Source organism: Marinoscillum furvescens DSM 4134 (assembly GCF_003386095.1).
Taxonomy (GTDB): domain Bacteria; phylum Bacteroidota; class Bacteroidia; order Cytophagales; family Cyclobacteriaceae; genus Marinoscillum; species Marinoscillum furvescens.
The window spans coordinates 3,024-22,046 of sequence record NZ_QREG01000031.1 but is presented as its reverse complement, the minus strand read 5'-3'; the positions used below and the strand labels follow the sequence as shown (position 1 = coordinate 22,046).

Below are 19,023 nucleotides of genomic sequence, written 5' to 3'. Positions count from 1 at the left end.
AACCGAACTGTGAGAAGTTGCTAAATAAACGAAAAGCCCTGACATTCATCCCGCCCGTCGTACTGACCCTGGTGTTTATCGTATTGTCCACAAATCCGGGGCAAAGGTTTATTCAGCTTTGCTTTGATCACTTATTCATATTTGAATATTCGGCTGAGCAACTTTCTACTTATTACCCAAATTTTTATTGCTTGGTTTTCCTGGGGTCACGTTTCCTGTTATATGGAGCCATTCCACTGATCGTTGGTACACTAATCACCTATCGAAAAGCGCTCGTCAGGTCCAGGTATTTTACCTGGGTCAAAGTAGCAAAACCTCAACCGCTGTGGCGTGAGCCACTTTTTCAGATGGGAGCTGCCTTGAGTGTCCTGTTGGTTTTCTATCTGGTAGGCAGCCTATCCGCCGTTCATCAGTTGGTTTTCACCCGGCTTACGCTTTGTTGGTTGGTTTGCTATGGAGTGCTGTATCTGCTTATCAACCTGGAATCTGTCCGCCAAGCCATTCTTCGCTATCTGTTCGCTCCAGTCACCAATAAGCACCTCGCGCTCGTTCGGATTTCATTTTATGGGTACCTCTGCTACCTCTACCTGTTCGTATTGCCCAAGTTTGGCCATTTCGAAGGACTTATCCGACACGATCTGCCCGGACCGGGCTGGCTCGTCAACTGGCTACCCATTACCGACGAAATATACCTCACCCTAAGCTGGATCGGTTTAGCGCTGAGCATCTGCTGCATGATTGGAATCCGATTTCGAAGCATACACCTGCTGCATGCTGTAGTCATCACTTACCTCATCACTGCCCCAAACCTATTTGGTAAACTCTGGCATCATCAGCTGGTGATCTGGTGCGCCTGGATCTTGGCCGTAGCCCCGACTACAGATTATTTGATCATCGGACAAAAAAACCAATTGAAGGCAAGTGGAAAATACGGCTTTCACCTCAAAATCATCTGGCTCCATTTCGGTCTCATTTACTTCTTTGCGGGGTTTTACAAGCTCTGGCTCGTAGGTCTCGACTGGGCACTGGCAGATACCATGCTTCATCAGGTAAGACTGGAGTGGCTCGAGCACTACCAACAGCTACCGAGCTGGCGGGTGGACCAAACTCCACTGCTCCTGCACCTCGGTGGACTCACTGTCATCCTATTCGAGCTCAGTTTTCCTTGGCTGCTTTTGCACAAAACCTGGCGCTGGCTCGCAATCATCGGAGGCATGCTCATGCATCGAACTATTGGCATACTGATGTACATTGGGTTCGGCACCTGGCTCGTGGCTTTTTACCTGTTTTTCATCCCTTGGGATTGGTTCTTGAGACTTTCGTCAAAAGCTACTCTTGTAAATCATCGTCCAGACTGGAAAAATTATACTTATTGGGTACCGCTCGTTTTTCTGTTGGCAAACCTCAGCTGTGGCATCTTCCGCATCGATTCCTACCCCTTTTCGGTCTATCCGGTCTATGCCGCTCGTGTACCGCCCACCTTTTCATTTTTGGAGTACCAGCTAGCAAATAAATCTGTACCACCAAAAGCAATTTGGGACCTGGCCCAAAAATACCATTTTCGGTGGGAAAGCTTTTCTCGTTTCGAGCCGGAAATCATTCTTCGATATGACCAAACAGGTACCATCGACACGCTGGCCATTCAGCAGCAGTGGCTCCGGTGGCAAAATGCCATCCCGGAATTAGATACGGTCACCACTGTAGACGTATACATCCTAGAACTACCACTCGATCCTGATCAGTATACCGACACCCTGCGGCATGAGTTTTTGGTGCGTTTGTCCTTACCGTAAATGCATTCTTGGCTAATATTGCCATCAGCCAAAATGACAACTAGTAAGCCAAAACTCAGCATTGTACTCTGTGGAAGGAACGACACCTACGGTGACGACTTTCTCAATCGTCTGGAAACCAGCCTGGCGTGGAATGCCCAAAAAGCTGAGCAGCACAAGGTTACCACAGAGCTCATTATGGTGGAGTACCACCCGCTTCCTGATAAGGAAAACCTTACTTCACTTTCCATCTGGCCCCGAAATCCGTTCTGGTCTACGCGAATCATTACCGTACCAGGGGACGCCAATGAATTTCGAGAATTTCCTGCCAAAAACATCGGCATTAGACGAGCGACAGGTGATTACATACTTGCTTCCAATGCCGATATGCTCTTCCCGGATGCCTTTTTCCAATTCGCAAACTCACTATCGGATGAAAGCGCCATATATCGCGCAGACAGGCTCAACATCCACAGGCGAACCAACGCTGAAGATGAAATGCTAACCACCACCAGCGAGTACTGCGTGCAGGGAGGCATGTACCATCGACCGGCATGGATTTCACACGAGCTGTATTACCCGCTCCTAAAAGCCTACCTGCCACTGCGCAGGCTGCTGTACAAGACCCTGAAGCTTCGGACAGCAAGCGAACGCTTTTTGCTCAACCATCACTTTGTGGCGGCTGGAGACTTCACCCTGGCTCACCAGTCCGTTTGGCATGCCCTCGACGGGTACTGGGAAGACTCGATCATCAGCACCCATGTAGACTCCTTATTTCTTTTGAAAGCGATTGGAAGTGGATACGAAGTGAAAAACGTCGATTTTCCTACCATGCACCAGCACCATGACCGGCGCCATGATTTTTCCAATCAGAGCCCTGAAATGAAACTGATGTGGACTATTTTGCACCGCGAAATTGAGCAATACCTGAACCAGAACGCGCTGAATCCGCTCAGCACCCCCAACTGGGGAAATCCAAAAGAAAATTACGCGACAACAGACCTATGAAGCCCTACCTGTCCATAGTAGCCGCCAGCCGAAACGATAACCACGGAGGTGACCTCAACCAACGCATGGAAGTGTTCTTACGTGGACTTTACCACCAGCTGGGACGCCATCAACTAGCTACAGAAATCATCATCGTGGAGTGGAATCCTCCTGCCGATAAGCCCCGGCTGTCGGACACTTTGCCTAAGCCTCCACAGGGTAACCCCGTCACATTGCGAATCATCACGGTACCAAAATCCATTCATGAGCAGTACGAAACGGGTAAAATTCTTCCGCTCTTTCAAATGACCGCCAAAAATGTAGGCATACGCAGAGCAAAAGCGCCCTTCATTTTATGCACCAATATCGATTTACTCTTTTCGGATAAGCTCATAGACCTTCTGGCAAAGCAAAAACTCCAAAAAGGCACCTATTACCGATGCAATCGGTGTGACATCCCCAAAGACATCAATTACGAGGCTACCATTCCCGAGCTGCTAAAATTTGCTCGCAAAAACATCCTCCAGCGACTGGGCAAAAACAGGCTTTACCCCAACTTCAACGGCCAAAGCAAGCTGTGGTATCACAACATTTTCACCCTTGGGATCGTCTTCGTCATCGCTAAACTCAAAAGGCTGATGGAGTCAGCCGAGACCACCATGATCGAGAGTGCGGATACCTGGGCATGTGGTGATTTTACCCTGATGCACCGCGATGACTGGGAGCAGATTCAGGGCTATTTTGAGCTAGACGCCTACTCCATCCACATTGATAGTCTCGCGCTGTTTGCTGCGCTAGGACAAGGCATACGCCAAAAAATTCTTGCACCGGAGCTGTGTACCTACCATATCAGCCATCAGTCGGGCTGGGAGCTGCAGGACCCCATGAAAAAGATCAAATTTGATTTGAAAATGCCGATGCTCGACTGGAACACCGCACATGATGCTTGTCGCCACATGTACCTCCAAAAGGAAGTCCTTCCAATCAACGACAAAAACTGGGGTTTTGTAGATGTAAATTTGGAAGAAGCTACCTTTAATGAGTAATTATGCTCTGATAAGAAATCCTACACCCAATCGAACTATGAAGAAAAGGATACTGGTCTGCGGCGGAAGCGGATTTATCGGCACACATCTCATCAATAGACTGGTAAAAGCTGGCCATGAGGTCGTTTCTGCGGACATTCAGGCTCCTGAATACAATGATCCTGCTACGTTTAGCTTCCGGCAAGGAGACCTTCGCAGTGAATCATTTTGTGAGCAATTGTTTGATGGTGGAGCGTACGACGAAATCTATCAGCTCGCAGCAGACATGGGTGGCGCAGGCTACATTTTCACAGGAGAGTCAGACGCTGACATCATCACCAACAGTGCACTGATCAATCTCAACGTACTACGAAGCTGCGTGAAACATGGTGTGGGCAAAATATTCTATTCATCATCGGCATGTATCTATCCTCAGCACAACCAGGAAAACCCCGACGCTCCCTACTGTGAAGAGTCTTCCGCCTATCCGGCCAATCCTGATAGTGAGTATGGGTGGGAAAAGCTTTTTAGCGAACGGTTGTACTTTTCCTATTTGAAAAACTACCAGATCGATGTGAAAGTGGCTCGTTTCCACAATGTATTTGGGCCGCTAGGCGCCTGGAACAATGGCAAGGAAAAAGCTCCTGCTGCTATCTGCCGCAAAGTAGCCGAGGCGGCCGACCACTCCACCATCGAAATATGGGGTGATGGGCAGCAAACTCGTACTTTCCTATACATCGATGACTGCCTGGATGGCGTAGAGCAGCTGATGAACTCTGACCTTCACGGACCCTACAACATTGGGTCAGAAGAACTTGTCTCCATCAACCAGCTTGCGCAGCTCACTATGGAAATCGCTGGTAAAAATCTATCGCTGAAACATATCGATGGCCCCATTGGGGTGATGGGCAGGTCATCTCACAATGAAAAAATCTCACAGGACCTGGGCTGGCAACCACAACTGACACTTCGTGAGGGCATGCAGAAAACTTACCATTGGATCGCCGAGCAACTCCTCCAAAAAGCAGCTGTAGACGTATGAGCATGAATAAAATTGGCCTCATTGGTCCTGGGCGCTTAGGGCTTTGTGTGGCGCTGTTACTGGATGAAGCGGGAGTAGAAGTGACAGCCATAGAAAACAATAAAACCTACCTTAGTCAGCTGCAAAACAGAGAATTAATCACTCCAGAGCCAGAGGTAAGCGATCGCTTGAAGTCTTCAGCTATCAGCTTCTCAGCTGACATACAGCACTGTCTTACTGAAGATCATCAAACTCTACTCATCTATGTCCCTACCCCTGAAAACGAACAGGGCTATGACCATAGTCTGCTGGAAGAAGTACTGAAATCCATCCGATCGTTTGGTCCGAGAACTCATAAAACCAATCTCGTGGTAGGCTGCACCACCTTACCTGGATACCTGAAAAACCTGGCCGCAGATCTGGAACAACTCAACTATCAGTTTACCTATAGTCCGGCATTCATTGCACAAGGCAGCATCATTCGCAACCTTCAGCATCCCGACATGCTACTTTTCGGAACGGCTGATGGATCCAGAGCCCACGCTGAGGAAGTCTTTCGCAAGATCGTAAAAAACGATGCTCCAGCCCACCACATGGACCTGACCAGTGCAGAAATCACCAAGCTGGCGACCAATTGCTTCTTGACTGCAAAAATTGCCTTTGCCAATGCCATTGGTGACCTGGCCATCAAAACAGGAGCCAATTATGAAGCTATCCTGGGAGCCATTGGCGCCGATGATCGCATAGGCAAAAAGTACCTTGGATACGGCTTTGGGTTTGGTGGGCCTTGTTTTCCCAGAGACAATCGCGCACTCAACATTTTTGCGAAAGCTAACGGCTACAACCTACAAATCAGTGAAGCCACCGAGACTGCCAACAAGCAGCATACTGAATTTCAGATAGACCACTACCTACAAGAATATGCAGAAGGTGAAAAAGTGGTTTTCGATCATGTGACCTACAAGCCCGGAACGGATATCCTTCAAGAGTCCCAACAGCTCAAAATTGCCATTGCGCTGGCAGAGGCCGGCCGAGAAGTCTGGGTGCAGGGTGATGGATTTGTATTGGAAAAGCTCCAAAAAAAATATGGAGCGCTCTTTCGCTACGAATTAAAAAATTGATTAACTGCTGCTATTACTTCGTCCTGTAGCTCCGTAGTGATCCCCTGAAACAACGGCAGTCGAACGAGCTGAGTGCCTGCTTCTGAGGTATATTGATCGCTACCTACAAAGCGACCATAAGCCTGCCCAGCAGTGGATAAATGCTGCGGATAGTAATGAAAGGGTGTTTCAATGCCCTGCCCCGCCATATACGCAATAAATGCATCTCTTTCGGTCTGATCTTTTAGTTTCAGGTAATAGACATGTCCATTGCTGCCTTCCAGATTTGCCGGCCCCTCAACTGCATGATTTTCAAAGGCTCGATGGTAGTGGTTCCATGCTGATTTCCTGGCCGAGGTAATGGCATCAAGGCTTTCAAGCTGCGGAAGCAACACGGCTGCCTGCCATTCGGTAAATGGTAGTTTGGCTCCACTTCCTACCCATTGATAGTGAACCGCCTCACCAGCGAGAAATGCTGATTTATTCGTTCCTAAATCCGTCAATTCTTGAACTGCAGATTGTAACTTCGGATTGTTCACGATCAAAGCTCCACCTTCCTGACAAGAGATGTTTTTTTGCCTTTCAAAACTGCAAGCCGCCATATCTCCAAATGAGCCTAGTGGCTTTTCGGCACGCAGGGCTCCCATCCCATGTGCATTGTCCTCGATTAGCAATAGGTCGTTCGCATCACAGAGCTGTCGCAATAGCTCGTAATCGGGGCTCCAGCCGCCATAGTTGACGGCTACTACCCCGCGAGTTTCCGTGCTCAATGCCTCTGCCACAAGCGAAGTATCGATGCAACGCGATTCGGGTTGTATGTCTACAAATACGGGCTTAAATCCGTGCTGCACAAATGGCAACACCGTAGACACGTGCGTAAAGGAGGGGAAAATCACTTCCCCAAGACCTCTTGTCTTCAGAACCAACGCGCAAACCTCCAATGCCGCGGTACACGAAGGAGTCATTATCACGCTATGACCTCCAATCAACTGCCGGAGCTGCTCCTCACATTTTTGAGCAAAGCTCCGCTCCCAAAATGCCTTTGGATCAGTCTGAACTTGATTTAAATACTTATTTTGCAACGCAGCAGGAGGTGCTGCTACAAAAGGAATCCGATAACTCATTGAACACGCTAAAAGTCCGTAATCTAACAAAATCTATTTGGCCACTACAACTTATTTTGCTGGCGGGGGTATTCCTTATTTATGGACAGTCCATTGGTTTTGACTACAACCTCGATGACGAGATCGTACTGCAACCTGCGTCGGCATTTAGTTGGGATGGAGTAGCAGCGGCACTCACCGAACCATACTACAATCAGGCTGGCGCAGCTTATGGCTACCGACCGGTTACCTCCCTATCTTTTTACCTACAAGCCGCCCTGCTAGGCAATCAACCGTGGATAGGTCATCTCATCAATATTTTGCTCTACAGCAGCATCGTTTTGTTGCTTTTCCAGATTACAAAAAGCCTAAGCAATTCTGTGGCTGTTGCATTTGGCATTGCGATGCTATTTTGTGTGCACCCGCTGCATACGGAGGTGGTCGCCAGTATCAAAAACCGTGATGAGCTGCTGGCCCTACTTTTTGGATTACTAGGGTTCCTAGCGTTAGACTTGAAGTCATTCTGGAAAGTGCTGGCGCTGATGATCGGCATCTTTCTCTCCTTGATGGCAAAGAAGACGGGGCTTACCCTATTTTTAGTAGCTCCTGCTGTAGTACACGCATACGGCAGAATAAACAACCTCCAGTTTTGGATGATCGGAGCCTATATGACGGCATTATTGATTGCTTTGGCACCCCTACCCGACTTGTCGGATTCGCTATTCATAGCCGGCGCCTACCTGATCGCACTTGCAGGCTACTACATCTGGGATCAGGTGCACTCTAGGCTATGGAATTATCGGTGGGTCTGTGATGCCTTTGCATTGTTGGGCGGTATTGCTGTGATTTATTGCTGGTTGGTGAGCTTTTCCAGTACTATCCTGCTTTTGGCCTTTGCCTTGAACAGCGGCTTGTTTGCTTGGCGCAAAAGGATTTCCAACCTCATCGCACTTTGGGTCAGCGCAGGGACGCTTAGCTTTTTCACCGAAAGCTGGTATTTGCTTCCATGGCTCTTTTATACCCTACACCCTGACAGACTGCAGCACAAACCACTGCGATATATGCTGGCTGGGGTATTGGTCATGCTGACCTGTCAACAGCTACTTGCCAGCAACAAACCCTGGAGTATTGCTATTGGCATGATCTATGGCTTACCGCTGGCTCTTGCGAACATGCACAAGTATGTGAGATGGGTGGTAGTAGCCAGCGCCACCATCGCGCTGGGCATCAATGTCTTTACCTTCAAAGATCCTGTTTATGTGATTTTCCTGGCAGCAATCGTTGCCTATCAGCTGACTCCAAATAAACTGCATCGCAAACCATACGCCTGGACTACTGCAATACTCGTGCTGGTATTGGCACAAACCGCCTACCCTCCTTACATCTCTGGAAAAGACAAACTGCAACAGCTACATACCCTAGAAAGCACCGATCAGGAACAGATCAGTCAGTCGGGAAGGAGTCTGGACTACATCGAAAACCCACTAGCTACGCAGCAGTCGCTCGCCAACCACGCCGTGGCAGGCGCCAATACCTATTTGCACTACTTCAAGCAGTTTTGGGCTCCTACGAACCTAAGCATGTACTATGGCTTCCAAACAATTGACGTATTGAGTTATGGAATGGCCCTCTGGAGCCTGCTCGTTTTTGGGTGCCTCATGCTGCTGCTCATCTGGCTCAGGTGCTGGAATTTATTGACCCTTCTCGCTCTTTGGGCAGTCACTTTGTTACCATTTTCAAACCTATACATTCCCATGGCCGGGATCGTTGGAGATCGGCTGTCCTTCTTCGCCTCGATATTTATGGCAGGCTTTGCGCTTTTGGCCATACAAAAAATCAGGCATACCAAGCTTAAGCAGGCCACTTTTGCTATCATCATTTTAGCATTAGGCTTCCTAAGTTTTCAGCGAACGTCACTTTGGAAAGACAAAGAAACCCTGTACCTACATGATGTGTCCGTGTGGCCTCACTCCGTAAAACTCAACCAGCTAGCCGGAGATTTGCTGTACAACAAAGGGATAACCAGTCAATCTGCGGAGGAATTACAAAAAGCCTACGGGTACTTTCAGCAAGGAGCACAGACGCATCCTCCCTATTATCTCAACTGGTACATGATGGGGCTCATCAAGCAGCAACTGGGCAACCCACAGCAGGCACTGGAGCATTATCAAAAGGTGGAGGATTCCGAATATGTAAATCAAAACATCCACCTCAACATGGCCATTTGTGCAACGCTTTCCAGTGACTATCAGCTGGCTGAAAGGTATTACACGCGCGCCATTGGCTTTGAGCCTACCCGGTTGCAGGCTTACCTGAACATGGTCTTTATGTATCTCAAAACAAATGAGCTAACAAAAGCACTCGGCAAAAATCAGGAAGCGCTGAACAGCTTCCCAGATAATGCCAGCCTACACGAAAACCACGCAAGAATTTACTATCAGCTAGACAGCATCCCGCAAACGATCCACTATCTGGAGCAGGCCATTGCTCTCGGAAAACAAACGCCCTCCAACACCGAATTTTTAGCCAAGCTCAAGGCTCAAATTGAGGAAAGATAGTTTTGCAGGCGGCCAAGAAAATACTCCCACCCGCCTATGCAGCTTTCGCGCTCAAACTCTGGGATAGCTTCAGGAAAATCTGCCAATATTTCACAAGTCACTGTGATATGGGTATGCTCGTTGCGTTCGACCAAGGAGAAAGTTACAGTTGAGTCTCCAGGGTATTCATCATATTGCCACCTTACTTTGATGTGCTTGAATTCCATCACCTCCATCACCGTCCAGCGATGTGTAAAAGTTCTGGTCTCTGACCGTACCGGAAAACGTACCTTAAACCCTGGCTCAGGCTTAAAGTCAGGAAGGTTTTCGAAATACCATTGATGCATCTGATCAAGCTGGGTAAGTGCCTGCCATACGCTTACCCTAGTGGCAGCAAGTGGTTTTTCTACAACGATTGGTGGATCTGATTGCTTCATCATCTAAGTGGAATGGTAAAATAAAAAGTACTCCCCTCACCTTGTTTTGAATCTACCCAAATTTCACCTTCGTGCAGCGCAGCTATTTTGGCACAATGCGCCAGGCCTATTCCCGTGCCCTCAAACTCACTTTTGGAGTGTAATCTTTGGAAGATGACAAAAATGCGATCTTGATTTTCTTTTGGAATACCCAGCCCATTGTCCTTTACAGCAAACCGCCATACATCTGCCACCTTTTCGGCAGAAATCTCCACTACTGGAGGCTCGTCGGGTCGGGTAAATTTTACGGCGTTGAGGATCAGGTTTTGAAACATCAACCTCAACTCCATCCGGTAGGCTGTTACCGTAGGAAGTTGGCCGATAATCAACCGTGCCCCCGTACTGGTCAGTTTGGCTTTCAGGTCATTACGCACTTCATTGACCAGCTCATTGCCATCTACAAAGGTGAGCTGCGAATTTTTCCCAATCTTACTGTAATCGAGAAGACCTTTCACCAGCTCACGCATGCGCAAAACGGACTGATTCATAAAGCCTAAATACGTTTTGCCGTTTCCATCCAGCTGCTCTTCGTAATCAGCCACCAGCAGATCATTAAAACTCATGAGCGTAACCAACGGCTCTTGCAGGTCATGTGCAGCGATATAGGCAAACTGCTCCAGTTCTCTGTTTTTGTACTCCAATCCCTGGCGGGCTACTTTCAGCTCAGCTACCCGCACTTTTTGCTCCCGGTAGGTTTTCATATAGTCGATTACCAACCCGGCGAGCGGCACCACATAAGATGCTGCTTTGAGGAAATGACCCGCATGAAAATCGCTATCAAACAGGGTTGTGGAGCCAAAAGCCATGTGTATCTGAGTGGCAATAGCTGGAATCATACTCCAAAATAGCGCACTGGAAAAGACACTCTTTTCCATCCTGTAAAATCGGGGTAAGATGAATATCGCCGTAATCACATAGATTACTAAGGGGATCACATCATAAGGGCGTGCAAACCATCCATCTACGTACATGGTCTGGGGAAGTTGACTCGTAGAAGCACACAGCTGTATGACCAAAAAAGAGATCAGGAGGAAACTCAGACTGGTCACGATCACAAACCGATTGCGTCGCAGTGGCTTGACCTTTCTGTTTAACCCCAACACAAAAATGCCCGCTCCGAGGGTGAGCACGATTGCATTAAACATCCGGGAAAGTGCCCAGGTAAACGGAATGAAATTGGTATCATCTGCCACCGACCGTATAATGTTACTTGCAGCCAGCGCGTGAAATGCATCCATAAAGCCGGCGCTGAGCAGCGCCATCCCGATGATTGGTGTAGCCAGGTTGCCGGTAATGCGGTATTGCACCAAAGCCATGATGGCCGTTACGATGGCTACAATTACCCCGCTCCACTCCAGCAAAAAATGAATAAATGCACCTTTCACCAGCGTCATCGCCAGCTCGGTCCAGTCTGCAACGGAGTACGTTTTTACCGCTTCCAGATCCACCAGTGGAGCATGAGATCCAAAATCGACCCCAGTCAATTGCAGCAGAAATGGCAACGCACTGATCAGTAATGTGGTCGTAACTATGGGGCGGGTAAGTGTTCGCGATACCTGTTGGAGCGTCATTTAATGATCGGGTCTTTAATGTTGGGAGCACTAAAACTAATACATTTCCACCCCAACCCGAAAAGACCCTTCGATGAATCTGTGGGCAGACGCTGAATAAAAAAACAGGAAGCCAATAGTGACCTCCCGTTTCTGTCTAAACTAAGTATGAAGAAGTATTAATTTATAAGCTCAATGCCATTTCGGGAGAGCGCATCTGAAACAAGGCCGCTGCCCCCAACAGAGCGATATCGTCCATTTCCGACCGGGCTACTACCAGTCGATCCAGCACACGCTTGTAAGGGTATGTGCGGATTTCTTTCCACATGGATTGCTCAAAGTATGCAAAAGCGTCCTTTATAGAGCCTCCGATTAGGAATGCTTCCGGAGACAGGATCTGCAGCAAAGACTTCATCAGGCTGCCCACATGCTGTCCGTACTGCTCATAATAGCCGAGAGCCAATGGATCTCCCTGCTGAGCACGCTCGTAGACTTGCTGACCCGTCACATTAAATTCATTTTCAAAAAACTGCCCGCTGCAGTAATATTCATAGTGATGCTTCAGGTACGGAATCAGGGCCAGCTCTCCGGCAGCAGAAACCAGGCCAGCATGCACCTGCCCATTGATGATGAAGCCTGCTCCCAGTCCGGTACCCAGAGTGATACCTACAAAGCTTTCGTACTGTCTCCCCTGGCCGTAGCATTTCTCTCCCAATGCAAAGCAGTTGGCGTCATTGGTCAGGTATACCTCCAATCCAGTAGCCTCTCGGACGGCCTTGGCCAAAAACACCTCATCCCACGAAGGAATGTTGATCAGGTCGTAGACTACCCCTTCTTTTTCATCGAGCAGGCCGGGTACACCTATACCTATTCCTGCTATGTCAGCATCTTCCCGCAGCTCATGCAGAGCCGCAATCAACGCCTCTACCACCACTTCTTTTGCTTCCGTTGCAGGTGTGTTGATGCGGTGCCGCTTGATTACTTCGCCATTTTCTACGATACCCATGGAGATTTTTGTCCCTCCTATGTCTACCCCTATGATGCGCTTATCACTCATTATTTCAAATATTACTTTCGATTATCTCGTGTCATCTCTATTACCACCAAAGCACCACTACACTTTGATGTAAATCTTCTTTCGATCCAATACATATCCCACCAGCCAATGCAAGAGCATAAAAAGCACTGCATATATAAATGCTGCATGATCCGCCCTTAAGAATGATTCAAAAAAGCTGTAAACAGCATTTTTAAAACTTGTTTCGCCAACTGGAATCAGGTAAAACAACGTGCCCAGTACCCATGACAAAGCATAGATAAAGAGCGGGTTTCGCCCAAAAACCTCAAAGAAATAGGTCCAGTTTTTTCGTTGCCTTACCTCTATCAGATAAACCAGAGCAGCTATACACATCATGCTAATCCCACTGGTAAGCATCACAAAAGAGCTGGTCCAGATTTTCTTATTGATAGGAAAAAACCAATCCCACCATAACCCCACTAATACGATTACTGCTCCTGCAAGTAGCAGCTTGGCCACTGCTTCATATGTTGGGCCTTTGGCTCGCAAAAACACCCCGGTATAGTAGCCAAAAATCACATTGATCATGGCTGGTAGCGTACTCAGCAGTCCTTCCGGATCAAAAGGCACTCCCTCTCCGCCGTACAGCCTGGGCTCGCCTATGAGCATTTTGTCTAGCACATTACCGGCATACCCACTCAAACTATAAGGGTCTACACCACCAAACCAGTAAAGGATCAGCCAATAGCCGAGCAATACTGCTCCGCTGACCCATAACACCACGCGTGTGCTGCAAAACCGCACCAACACCATCGCCAGAAAATAACACAGCGCTATTCGCTGGAGCACCCCTAAAAAACGGATGTCAGCTATAGACCGCCACGCCTGTTCTTTAAAACTGTAAAATGGAAAGAAATTGAGCAGATAGCCAATCAGAAAGATCAGCACCGTGCGCTTGATTACTTTCACCCAAAAGTCGCTTAGTGACTTATCTGCAAGCTTTGGCAGTACGAATGCCATGGCGTTGCCCACGGCAAACAAAAATGCCGGAAATACCAAATCCGTAAGCGTAAACCCATGCCATGCAGCATGTCGCAACGGGCCGTACTGCACCCCCCATTTTCCAGGACTGTTTACCAGGATCATCAGTGCTATTGTGGCACCGCGAAACACATCCAAGGCCGTATACCGATACTGCTTTTCCATAGGCATTTCTTTGAGCAACCTCCCCTTCAACTCCTAAAGCTACCTGCTTTCAAGAGCTCAAGGTAGGCACAAGTATAATCATTTCAAAAGAAAAAAATCAAAATGTGTGCGCACACATTCAAATTGTGTTCGCAAACACTACTATATTTACAGTATAAAAAACACCGCACCACGTCACCAAAACATACCACCTCATCATTTACAGGGGTTTGGTTATTTTTGGCGCTGCAAAACCCGGGCAAGCCATGAGTGAGAAAAGAAACATCCGAATCAAAGACATAGCCGAACTCGCAGGCGTATCTGTAGGCACGGTGGATCGTGTACTGCACAACCGCGGAAAAGTCTCTGACGATGCTCGCAAAAAAGTGGAAGAAGTACTGGGCCAAACGGGCTACAAGCCCAACATCATCGCTCGTACGCTGGGCTCCAACAAATCCCTCAAAATAGCGGTGCTCATCCCCGACCCGGCGCAAGATGAGTACTGGAAGCTATCTGCTGAAGGTATAGAGCAGAGCAAAACTGAGTGGGCCCACTATGGAGTGGAAATCAGTGCACACTTTTTTGATTTGTATAAAAGCACTTCCTATGAAGCACGTGCCCAGGAAGCATTGGTCAACACGCCTGATGCACTACTCACGGCACCGATCTTCTATAAGCAGTCCTTGCAATTTTTAAATCAACTGGACAAAGACAACACGCCGTACCTGCTTTTCAACACTGAAATACCCGAATCCAGAGCGGTGAGCTTCATAGGCCAGGACCTCTATCAGAGTGGCAAAGTAGCTGGTGAACTGCTGGCTTTTGGACCGCACGATAAAAACACCGTGCTGGTACTGCACATCAATGAAGATGTGAGCAACGCCACCCACCTGCTGGAAAAGGAAAAAGGCGTGAAAGACTTTTTTGCCAACAGCCAGGTGACTGTAAAAAGCATAGCGGTAACCGATACCCGCGAAGCTGCAGCTCAGCAGCAGATCAAAGAAGCCATCGAGCAGCCTGATCTTAAAGGCATCTTCATCTCTTCATCTAAAGGCACGCACCTCATCGCTGACCTATTGGAAAACTACCAAAAAACAGAGGTCCCACTGATCGGGTATGATACGCTCAAAAAGAACGTGGCCCACCTCAAAAAAGGTGTGGTCAACTTCCTGATCAATCAAAATCCACAACGCATGACGCAAGTGGGCATCAGTCAGCTGATCAACCACGTGATGTTTCACAAAAGCGTGCCAGCCAAAGAACTCTTCCCCTTAGAAATCATCACGCAACAAAACGTGGATTCTTACCTGAAATCCACCATTGGGTAGCACTAGGATTTGAGCAAAAATCCACTTGACTAAAACTGGTCATTCAAGGTTTGGTCAAACCTTTGAACAAGTCTTTTTTGAGTAAAGTCAAGCAAAATTTGTAAGTTTGTGTAATCGATTACACAAATTGTCTATGAAAACACTAAAAAGACCATCTGACCATACTCCCAAACCCGTGAAAATTCTTCAGTTTGGGGAAGGGAACTTTTTACGAGCATTTGCCGACTGGGCCATCTATGAAATGAACCAAAACGGCTACAACGCCGGAGTGGCTGTGGTGCAGCCCATCGACCGGGGACTAGCACACATGCTCAGTGCTCAGGATGGACTTTATCACCACCTGGTGAGAGGTTTGCAAAAGGGCAAGTCTGTCAACAACACCATCCTCAACGACACCATCGAGCAGGTAATCAACCCGTTTGAGGATGAAGCAGCCTATTTCGCACAAGCGGCTAATAAAGACCTGAAAATCGTCATTTCCAACACGACAGAGGCAGGTATCCAGTTTCAGGCAGACGATGCCCAGCCCTCATCTGGACTGGCCAAAACCTTTCCGGGAAAACTCACGCAGCTCCTGCACAAGCGATTTGAAACTTTTGGCGGAAGCCCGGAAAGCGGACTGGTACTCATCCCCTGCGAGCTCATAGAAAAGAATGGAGAAAAGCTCCGGGAGACGCTCCTGCAATACGCGGAAAGCTGGAACCTGGGAGCTGACTATGCCGACTGGATCAAAAACCACAACCACTTTGCTAATACGCTAGTGGACCGCATCGTGCCCGGATACCCAAAGGATGAAATCGATGACATCAAATCGCGAATCGGCTATGACGATCAGCTGGTGGTCGCATCGGAGGTATTTCACCTGTGGGTGATCGAAGGAAACGAACACGTACAGGAGGCTTTTCCGGCACACCAGCACGGCCTCAACGTGAAGTATGTAGCTGACCTCACGCCTTACCGTACCCAAAAAGTACGCATTCTGAATGGTGCTCATACGGCGATGGTGCCTGTAGGCCTACTTGCAGGAATAGAGACGGTGCGCGAAAATGTGGAAGATGAGGTAATCGGTGATTTCATTCTGAAAATCATGTACGAAGAAGTAGCTCCTACCATAGACCTGCCTCAAGAGGATGTCAAGCAGTTTGCTGACGAGGTGCTGGAGCGCTTCAAGAATCCTTTTGTGCGCCATGAGCTGAAGAGCATCAGCCTCAACTCCATTTCGAAATACCGCGTGCGCATACTCCCCACCGTACTGGACTACATCCAATTGAAGCAAAGCCTGCCTCAGGGATTCCTTTTTGCGCTAGCCAGCCTGATCAAGCTCTACCTGTCAGACAACTTTGAGGCGAATGATGATGCGTCGGTACTGGAGTTTTTTGGTAACCTGAAAAACACCACAGATAACAAAGCACTGGCGAAAGCAGTACTCAGCAATGAAGATTTTTGGCACCAGGACCTGACAGCCATCGAGGGATTCGAGGCTCAAGTGGGTGAATACCTGGAAGCGATCGACAACCATACAATTAAAGACCTGGTAACTAAGCTCTAATATGGCAAAAGCAATCACAATCAATGCTACCGACAATCTGGCGGTGGCGCTCACGGACCTCACGGCGGGAGAAACGCTCACGGTAAACGATAACACGGTAACGCTCACCCATGATGTGGCTGCCAAGCACAAGTTTGCGCTAAGCGACCTGGAACAGGGTGACGAGATGTACATGTATGGACTGGTGGTAGGCACTGCCAACGCAGCGATCCCTGCCGGCCACCCGATCACTACCGAAAATACGACACACAAAGCCTCTGGCTATGACCTGGATGCCCGCTCGGACTACCAGTGGCAAGCGCCAGACATCAGCCGCTTCGAAGGCAAGACCTTTGATGGCTACCACCGTGCGGATGGTCAGGTGGGCACGGCCAACTACTGGTTGGTATTTCCTCTGGTCTTTTGCGAAAACCGCAACATAGAAGTGCTCAAAAAGGCTTTTGAAAAGGCGCTGGGCTACGAAAAAGAAAGCAAGTACGAGCAGATGGTAAGCTCACTGGTACAGGGCTATCAGTCGGGCAAGCTGGATGAAGTACTGCAAAAGGACAACCTGCTTTCCTCTTTTGGGAATGGTACAGCCGAGGAAGTGTTTGAAAACATCAAAGTACGGTTTATCACCCATCAGGGCGGCTGTGGCGGTATTCGTCAGGATGCCGAAACGCTCTGCAGACTGCTGGCAGGCTATGTGAAAAATCCGAATGTAGCAGGTGCTACGGTATTAAGTCTGGGTTGTCAAAATGCGGAAATAAAGATCTTTCAGGCAGCACTCGATGCCCTGGGCGTGGACAAGCCAGTAGAAATCCTGGATCAACAAACGCTGGGCAGTGAGGAGCAGCTCATCGGCCAGGCAATCCAAAAGACCTTTGCCCACCTGGCGGCTGCCAACCAAATCTCGCGACAGCCGGCACCACTTAGCAAGCTGACCATTGGTATGGAATGTGGTGGTTCTGATGGCTTTTCGGGCATTTCGGCCAACCCATCGGTAGGCTATGTGGCTGACCTGATCTCTGCGCTGGGTGGCAAAGTGATGCTCGCGGAGTTTCCAGAGCTGTGCGGTGTGGAGCAGGAGCTGATCAACCGCATGCAAAACCGCGACCATGCGGTAAAATTTACCGACCTGATGCGGGCCTACGAAAAGGCGGCAAAGGACAGTGGGTCGGGCTTTGACATGAACCCCAGCCCCGGCAATATCAAGGACGGGCTGATTACTGATGCCATGAAGTCGGCTGGGGCTGCCAAAAAAGGCGGCACCTCCCCGATCAACGATGTGCTGGACTATACCGAATATGCCACCGCACCGGGACTGAGCCTGCTGTGCACACCCGGCAATGACGTGGAGTCTACCACCGGACTGGTGGGATCTGGCGCCAATGTGGTGCTCTTCACTACGGGACTGGGAACGCCTACTGGCAATCCGGTAGCTCCGATCCTCAAGGTGTCTTCCAACACGAAACTGGCCGAGCGCATGAGCGACATCATCGACATCAATACCGGGCCGGTGATCGAAGGGAAGAAAACGATTCAGGAAATGGGTGAGTCCATGCTGGAGCACATCATCGAGGTGGCTTCTGGACGCAAGTCTTCCAAGTCTGTGGAGATGGGGCATCAGGATTTTATCCCATGGAAGCGCGGCGTTTCCCTATAAAAACACTTCTTCAATCAATGATGAGCCTGCCCCGTTTGGGGTGGGCTTTTTCATTATCTACTTTTCCATGCGGCCAGCCAGGCTGATGAAAAGTAGAGGAAAAATGCATTTATGGAGACAGCTCATCAGATTTTTATCCCGTGGAAGCGCGGCGTTTCCCTATAAAAATACTTCTTCAATCAATGATGAGCCTGCTTTTTCTATTTATCTACTTTTCCATTGATGAAAAGTAGCAAAAATCTAGGGCTGTATTCATTTCTTAACGTGATTTAGTACTTCATGGCAGGAAATAAAAAAACTCATCAATGAAGCATCGATTTTATTTGTCTTTAATTAAGTATTTAGAACAAATAGAATGAGTACTCACAGAAATGATTCCCAAGCTTCATTGACTCAAACAGTTTTTATTTCTGTTCCGCCACAAAGCACAAAATCACTAAAATGAATAATGCCCATCCGGCATTCAATTATACACATTTTGAAATCATTAATTAAAGATTTAATTGGAGCACATCATCGAGGTGGCTTCTGGACGCAAGTCTTCCAGGTCTGTGGAGATGGGGCATCAGGATTTTATCCCATGGAAGCGCGGCGTTTCCCTATAAAAACACTTCTTCAATCAATGATGAGCCTGCCCCGTTTGGGGTGGGCTTTTTCATTATCTACTTTTCCATGCGGCCAGCCAGGCTGATGAAAAGTAGAGGAAAAATGCATTTATGGAGACAGT

General features: G+C 48.4%; 15 protein-coding genes. 10 read left to right on the top strand and 5 right to left on the bottom strand.

The features are described 5' to 3' along the window. The first annotated feature begins 17 nt into the window (after nucleotides 1–17). From C7460_RS21770 to C7460_RS21750, 5 genes are read left to right on the top strand one after another with little or no spacing between them, the layout of a single operon-like run. On the top strand, nucleotides 18–1,793 hold the full coding sequence (locus C7460_RS21770) for a hypothetical protein (protein ID WP_115870260.1): 1,776 nt from the start codon (nucleotides 18–20) through the stop codon (nucleotides 1,791–1,793). A gap of 33 nt (nucleotides 1,794–1,826) precedes the next feature. Further along, nucleotides 1,827–2,780, top strand: a complete 954-nt coding sequence (locus tag C7460_RS21765) for a hypothetical protein (protein ID WP_147303049.1) — start codon at nucleotides 1,827–1,829, stop codon at nucleotides 2,778–2,780. Next, a complete protein-coding gene (locus tag C7460_RS21760; protein ID WP_115870258.1) occupies nucleotides 2,777–3,805 on the top strand; it encodes a hypothetical protein in 1,029 nt (342 codons plus the stop codon). The genes C7460_RS21765 and C7460_RS21760 overlap by 4 nt, the downstream gene beginning before the upstream one ends. 37 nt (nucleotides 3,806–3,842) lie before the next feature. Beyond that, the gene (locus C7460_RS21755) at nucleotides 3,843–4,826 is read left to right on the top strand and encodes an NAD-dependent epimerase/dehydratase family protein (RefSeq protein ID WP_115870281.1); all 984 of its coding nucleotides are present in this window, start codon (nucleotides 3,843–3,845) and stop codon (nucleotides 4,824–4,826) included. Then, a complete protein-coding gene (locus tag C7460_RS21750; RefSeq protein ID WP_115870257.1) occupies nucleotides 4,823–5,926 on the top strand; it encodes a nucleotide sugar dehydrogenase in 1,104 nt (367 codons plus the stop codon). The genes C7460_RS21755 and C7460_RS21750 overlap by 4 nt, the downstream gene beginning before the upstream one ends. Here C7460_RS21750 and C7460_RS21745 read toward each other — a convergent pair. Further along, entirely contained in the window at nucleotides 5,908–6,870 is a 963-nt protein-coding gene (locus C7460_RS21745) for a DegT/DnrJ/EryC1/StrS family aminotransferase (RefSeq protein WP_245986523.1), read from the bottom strand. The genes C7460_RS21750 and C7460_RS21745 overlap by 19 nt on opposite strands. Between C7460_RS21745 and C7460_RS21740 the strand changes: the two genes are divergently transcribed. Then, entirely contained in the window at nucleotides 6,846–9,566 is a 2,721-nt protein-coding gene (locus tag C7460_RS21740; RefSeq protein ID WP_115870255.1) for a tetratricopeptide repeat protein, read from the top strand. The genes C7460_RS21745 and C7460_RS21740 overlap by 25 nt on opposite strands. Here C7460_RS21740 and C7460_RS21735 read toward each other — a convergent pair. From C7460_RS21735 to C7460_RS21720, 4 genes are all read right to left on the bottom strand, one after another. Further along, nucleotides 9,548–9,985, bottom strand: coding sequence for an SRPBCC family protein (locus C7460_RS21735; RefSeq protein ID WP_115870254.1), 438 nt, complete (start codon nucleotides 9,983–9,985; stop codon nucleotides 9,548–9,550). The genes C7460_RS21740 and C7460_RS21735 overlap by 19 nt on opposite strands. After that, complete coding sequence (locus C7460_RS21730; RefSeq protein WP_115870253.1) at nucleotides 9,982–11,592, bottom strand: sensor histidine kinase; 1,611 nt, start codon at nucleotides 11,590–11,592, stop codon at nucleotides 9,982–9,984. The genes C7460_RS21735 and C7460_RS21730 overlap by 4 nt, the downstream gene beginning before the upstream one ends. Nucleotides 11,593–11,755: 163 nt before the next feature. After that, the gene (locus C7460_RS21725) at nucleotides 11,756–12,628 is read right to left on the bottom strand and encodes an ROK family protein (RefSeq protein ID WP_115870252.1); all 873 of its coding nucleotides are present in this window, start codon (nucleotides 12,626–12,628) and stop codon (nucleotides 11,756–11,758) included. A 57-nt stretch (nucleotides 12,629–12,685) separates the two neighbouring features. After that, on the bottom strand, nucleotides 12,686–13,795 hold the full coding sequence (locus tag C7460_RS21720) for an acyltransferase family protein (RefSeq protein ID WP_245986521.1): 1,110 nt from the start codon (nucleotides 13,793–13,795) through the stop codon (nucleotides 12,686–12,688). 245 nt (nucleotides 13,796–14,040) lie between these two features. Here C7460_RS21720 and C7460_RS21715 point away from each other — a divergent pair, with 245 nt between their 5' ends. From C7460_RS21715 to C7460_RS23970, 4 genes are all read left to right on the top strand, one after another. Beyond that, complete coding sequence (locus tag C7460_RS21715; RefSeq protein WP_115870250.1) at nucleotides 14,041–15,102, top strand: LacI family DNA-binding transcriptional regulator; 1,062 nt, start codon at nucleotides 14,041–14,043, stop codon at nucleotides 15,100–15,102. A gap of 133 nt (nucleotides 15,103–15,235) precedes the next feature. Beyond that, on the top strand, nucleotides 15,236–16,651 hold the full coding sequence (locus C7460_RS21710; RefSeq protein ID WP_115870249.1) for a tagaturonate reductase: 1,416 nt from the start codon (nucleotides 15,236–15,238) through the stop codon (nucleotides 16,649–16,651). Between the two features lies 1 nt (nucleotide 16,652). Next, nucleotides 16,653–18,296: a UxaA family hydrolase gene (locus tag C7460_RS21705; RefSeq protein WP_115870248.1), complete on the top strand. Its 1,644-nt coding sequence runs from the start codon at nucleotides 16,653–16,655 to the stop codon at nucleotides 18,294–18,296. A 503-nt stretch (nucleotides 18,297–18,799) separates the two neighbouring features. Then, nucleotides 18,800–18,901: a UxaA family hydrolase gene (locus C7460_RS23970; RefSeq protein WP_185148313.1), complete on the top strand. Its 102-nt coding sequence runs from the start codon at nucleotides 18,800–18,802 to the stop codon at nucleotides 18,899–18,901. The last annotated feature ends 122 nt before the right edge of the window (nucleotides 18,902–19,023 follow it).

Coding starts and splice junctions, on each gene's coding strand:
- C7460_RS21745 (WP_245986523.1), bottom strand. CDS start 6,870: ATGACTCCTTCGTGTACCGCGGCATTGGAGGTTTGCGCGTTGGTTCTG.
- C7460_RS21760 (WP_115870258.1), top strand. CDS start 2,777: ATGAAGCCCTACCTGTCCATAGTAGCCGCCAGCCGAAACGATAACCAC.
- C7460_RS21735 (WP_115870254.1), bottom strand. CDS start 9,985: ATGATGAAGCAATCAGATCCACCAATCGTTGTAGAAAAACCACTTGCT.
- C7460_RS21730 (WP_115870253.1), bottom strand. CDS start 11,592: ATGACGCTCCAACAGGTATCGCGAACACTTACCCGCCCCATAGTTACG.
- C7460_RS21755 (WP_115870281.1), top strand. CDS start 3,843: ATGAAGAAAAGGATACTGGTCTGCGGCGGAAGCGGATTTATCGGCACA.
- C7460_RS21765 (WP_147303049.1), top strand. CDS start 1,827: ATGACAACTAGTAAGCCAAAACTCAGCATTGTACTCTGTGGAAGGAAC.
- C7460_RS21715 (WP_115870250.1), top strand. CDS start 14,041: ATGAGTGAGAAAAGAAACATCCGAATCAAAGACATAGCCGAACTCGCA.
- C7460_RS21705 (WP_115870248.1), top strand. CDS start 16,653: ATGGCAAAAGCAATCACAATCAATGCTACCGACAATCTGGCGGTGGCG.
- C7460_RS21725 (WP_115870252.1), bottom strand. CDS start 12,628: ATGAGTGATAAGCGCATCATAGGGGTAGACATAGGAGGGACAAAAATC.
- C7460_RS21740 (WP_115870255.1), top strand. CDS start 6,846: ATGCCGCGGTACACGAAGGAGTCATTATCACGCTATGACCTCCAATCA.
- C7460_RS21750 (WP_115870257.1), top strand. CDS start 4,823: ATGAGCATGAATAAAATTGGCCTCATTGGTCCTGGGCGCTTAGGGCTT.
- C7460_RS21710 (WP_115870249.1), top strand. CDS start 15,236: ATGAAAACACTAAAAAGACCATCTGACCATACTCCCAAACCCGTGAAA.
- C7460_RS21720 (WP_245986521.1), bottom strand. CDS start 13,795: ATGGAAAAGCAGTATCGGTATACGGCCTTGGATGTGTTTCGCGGTGCC.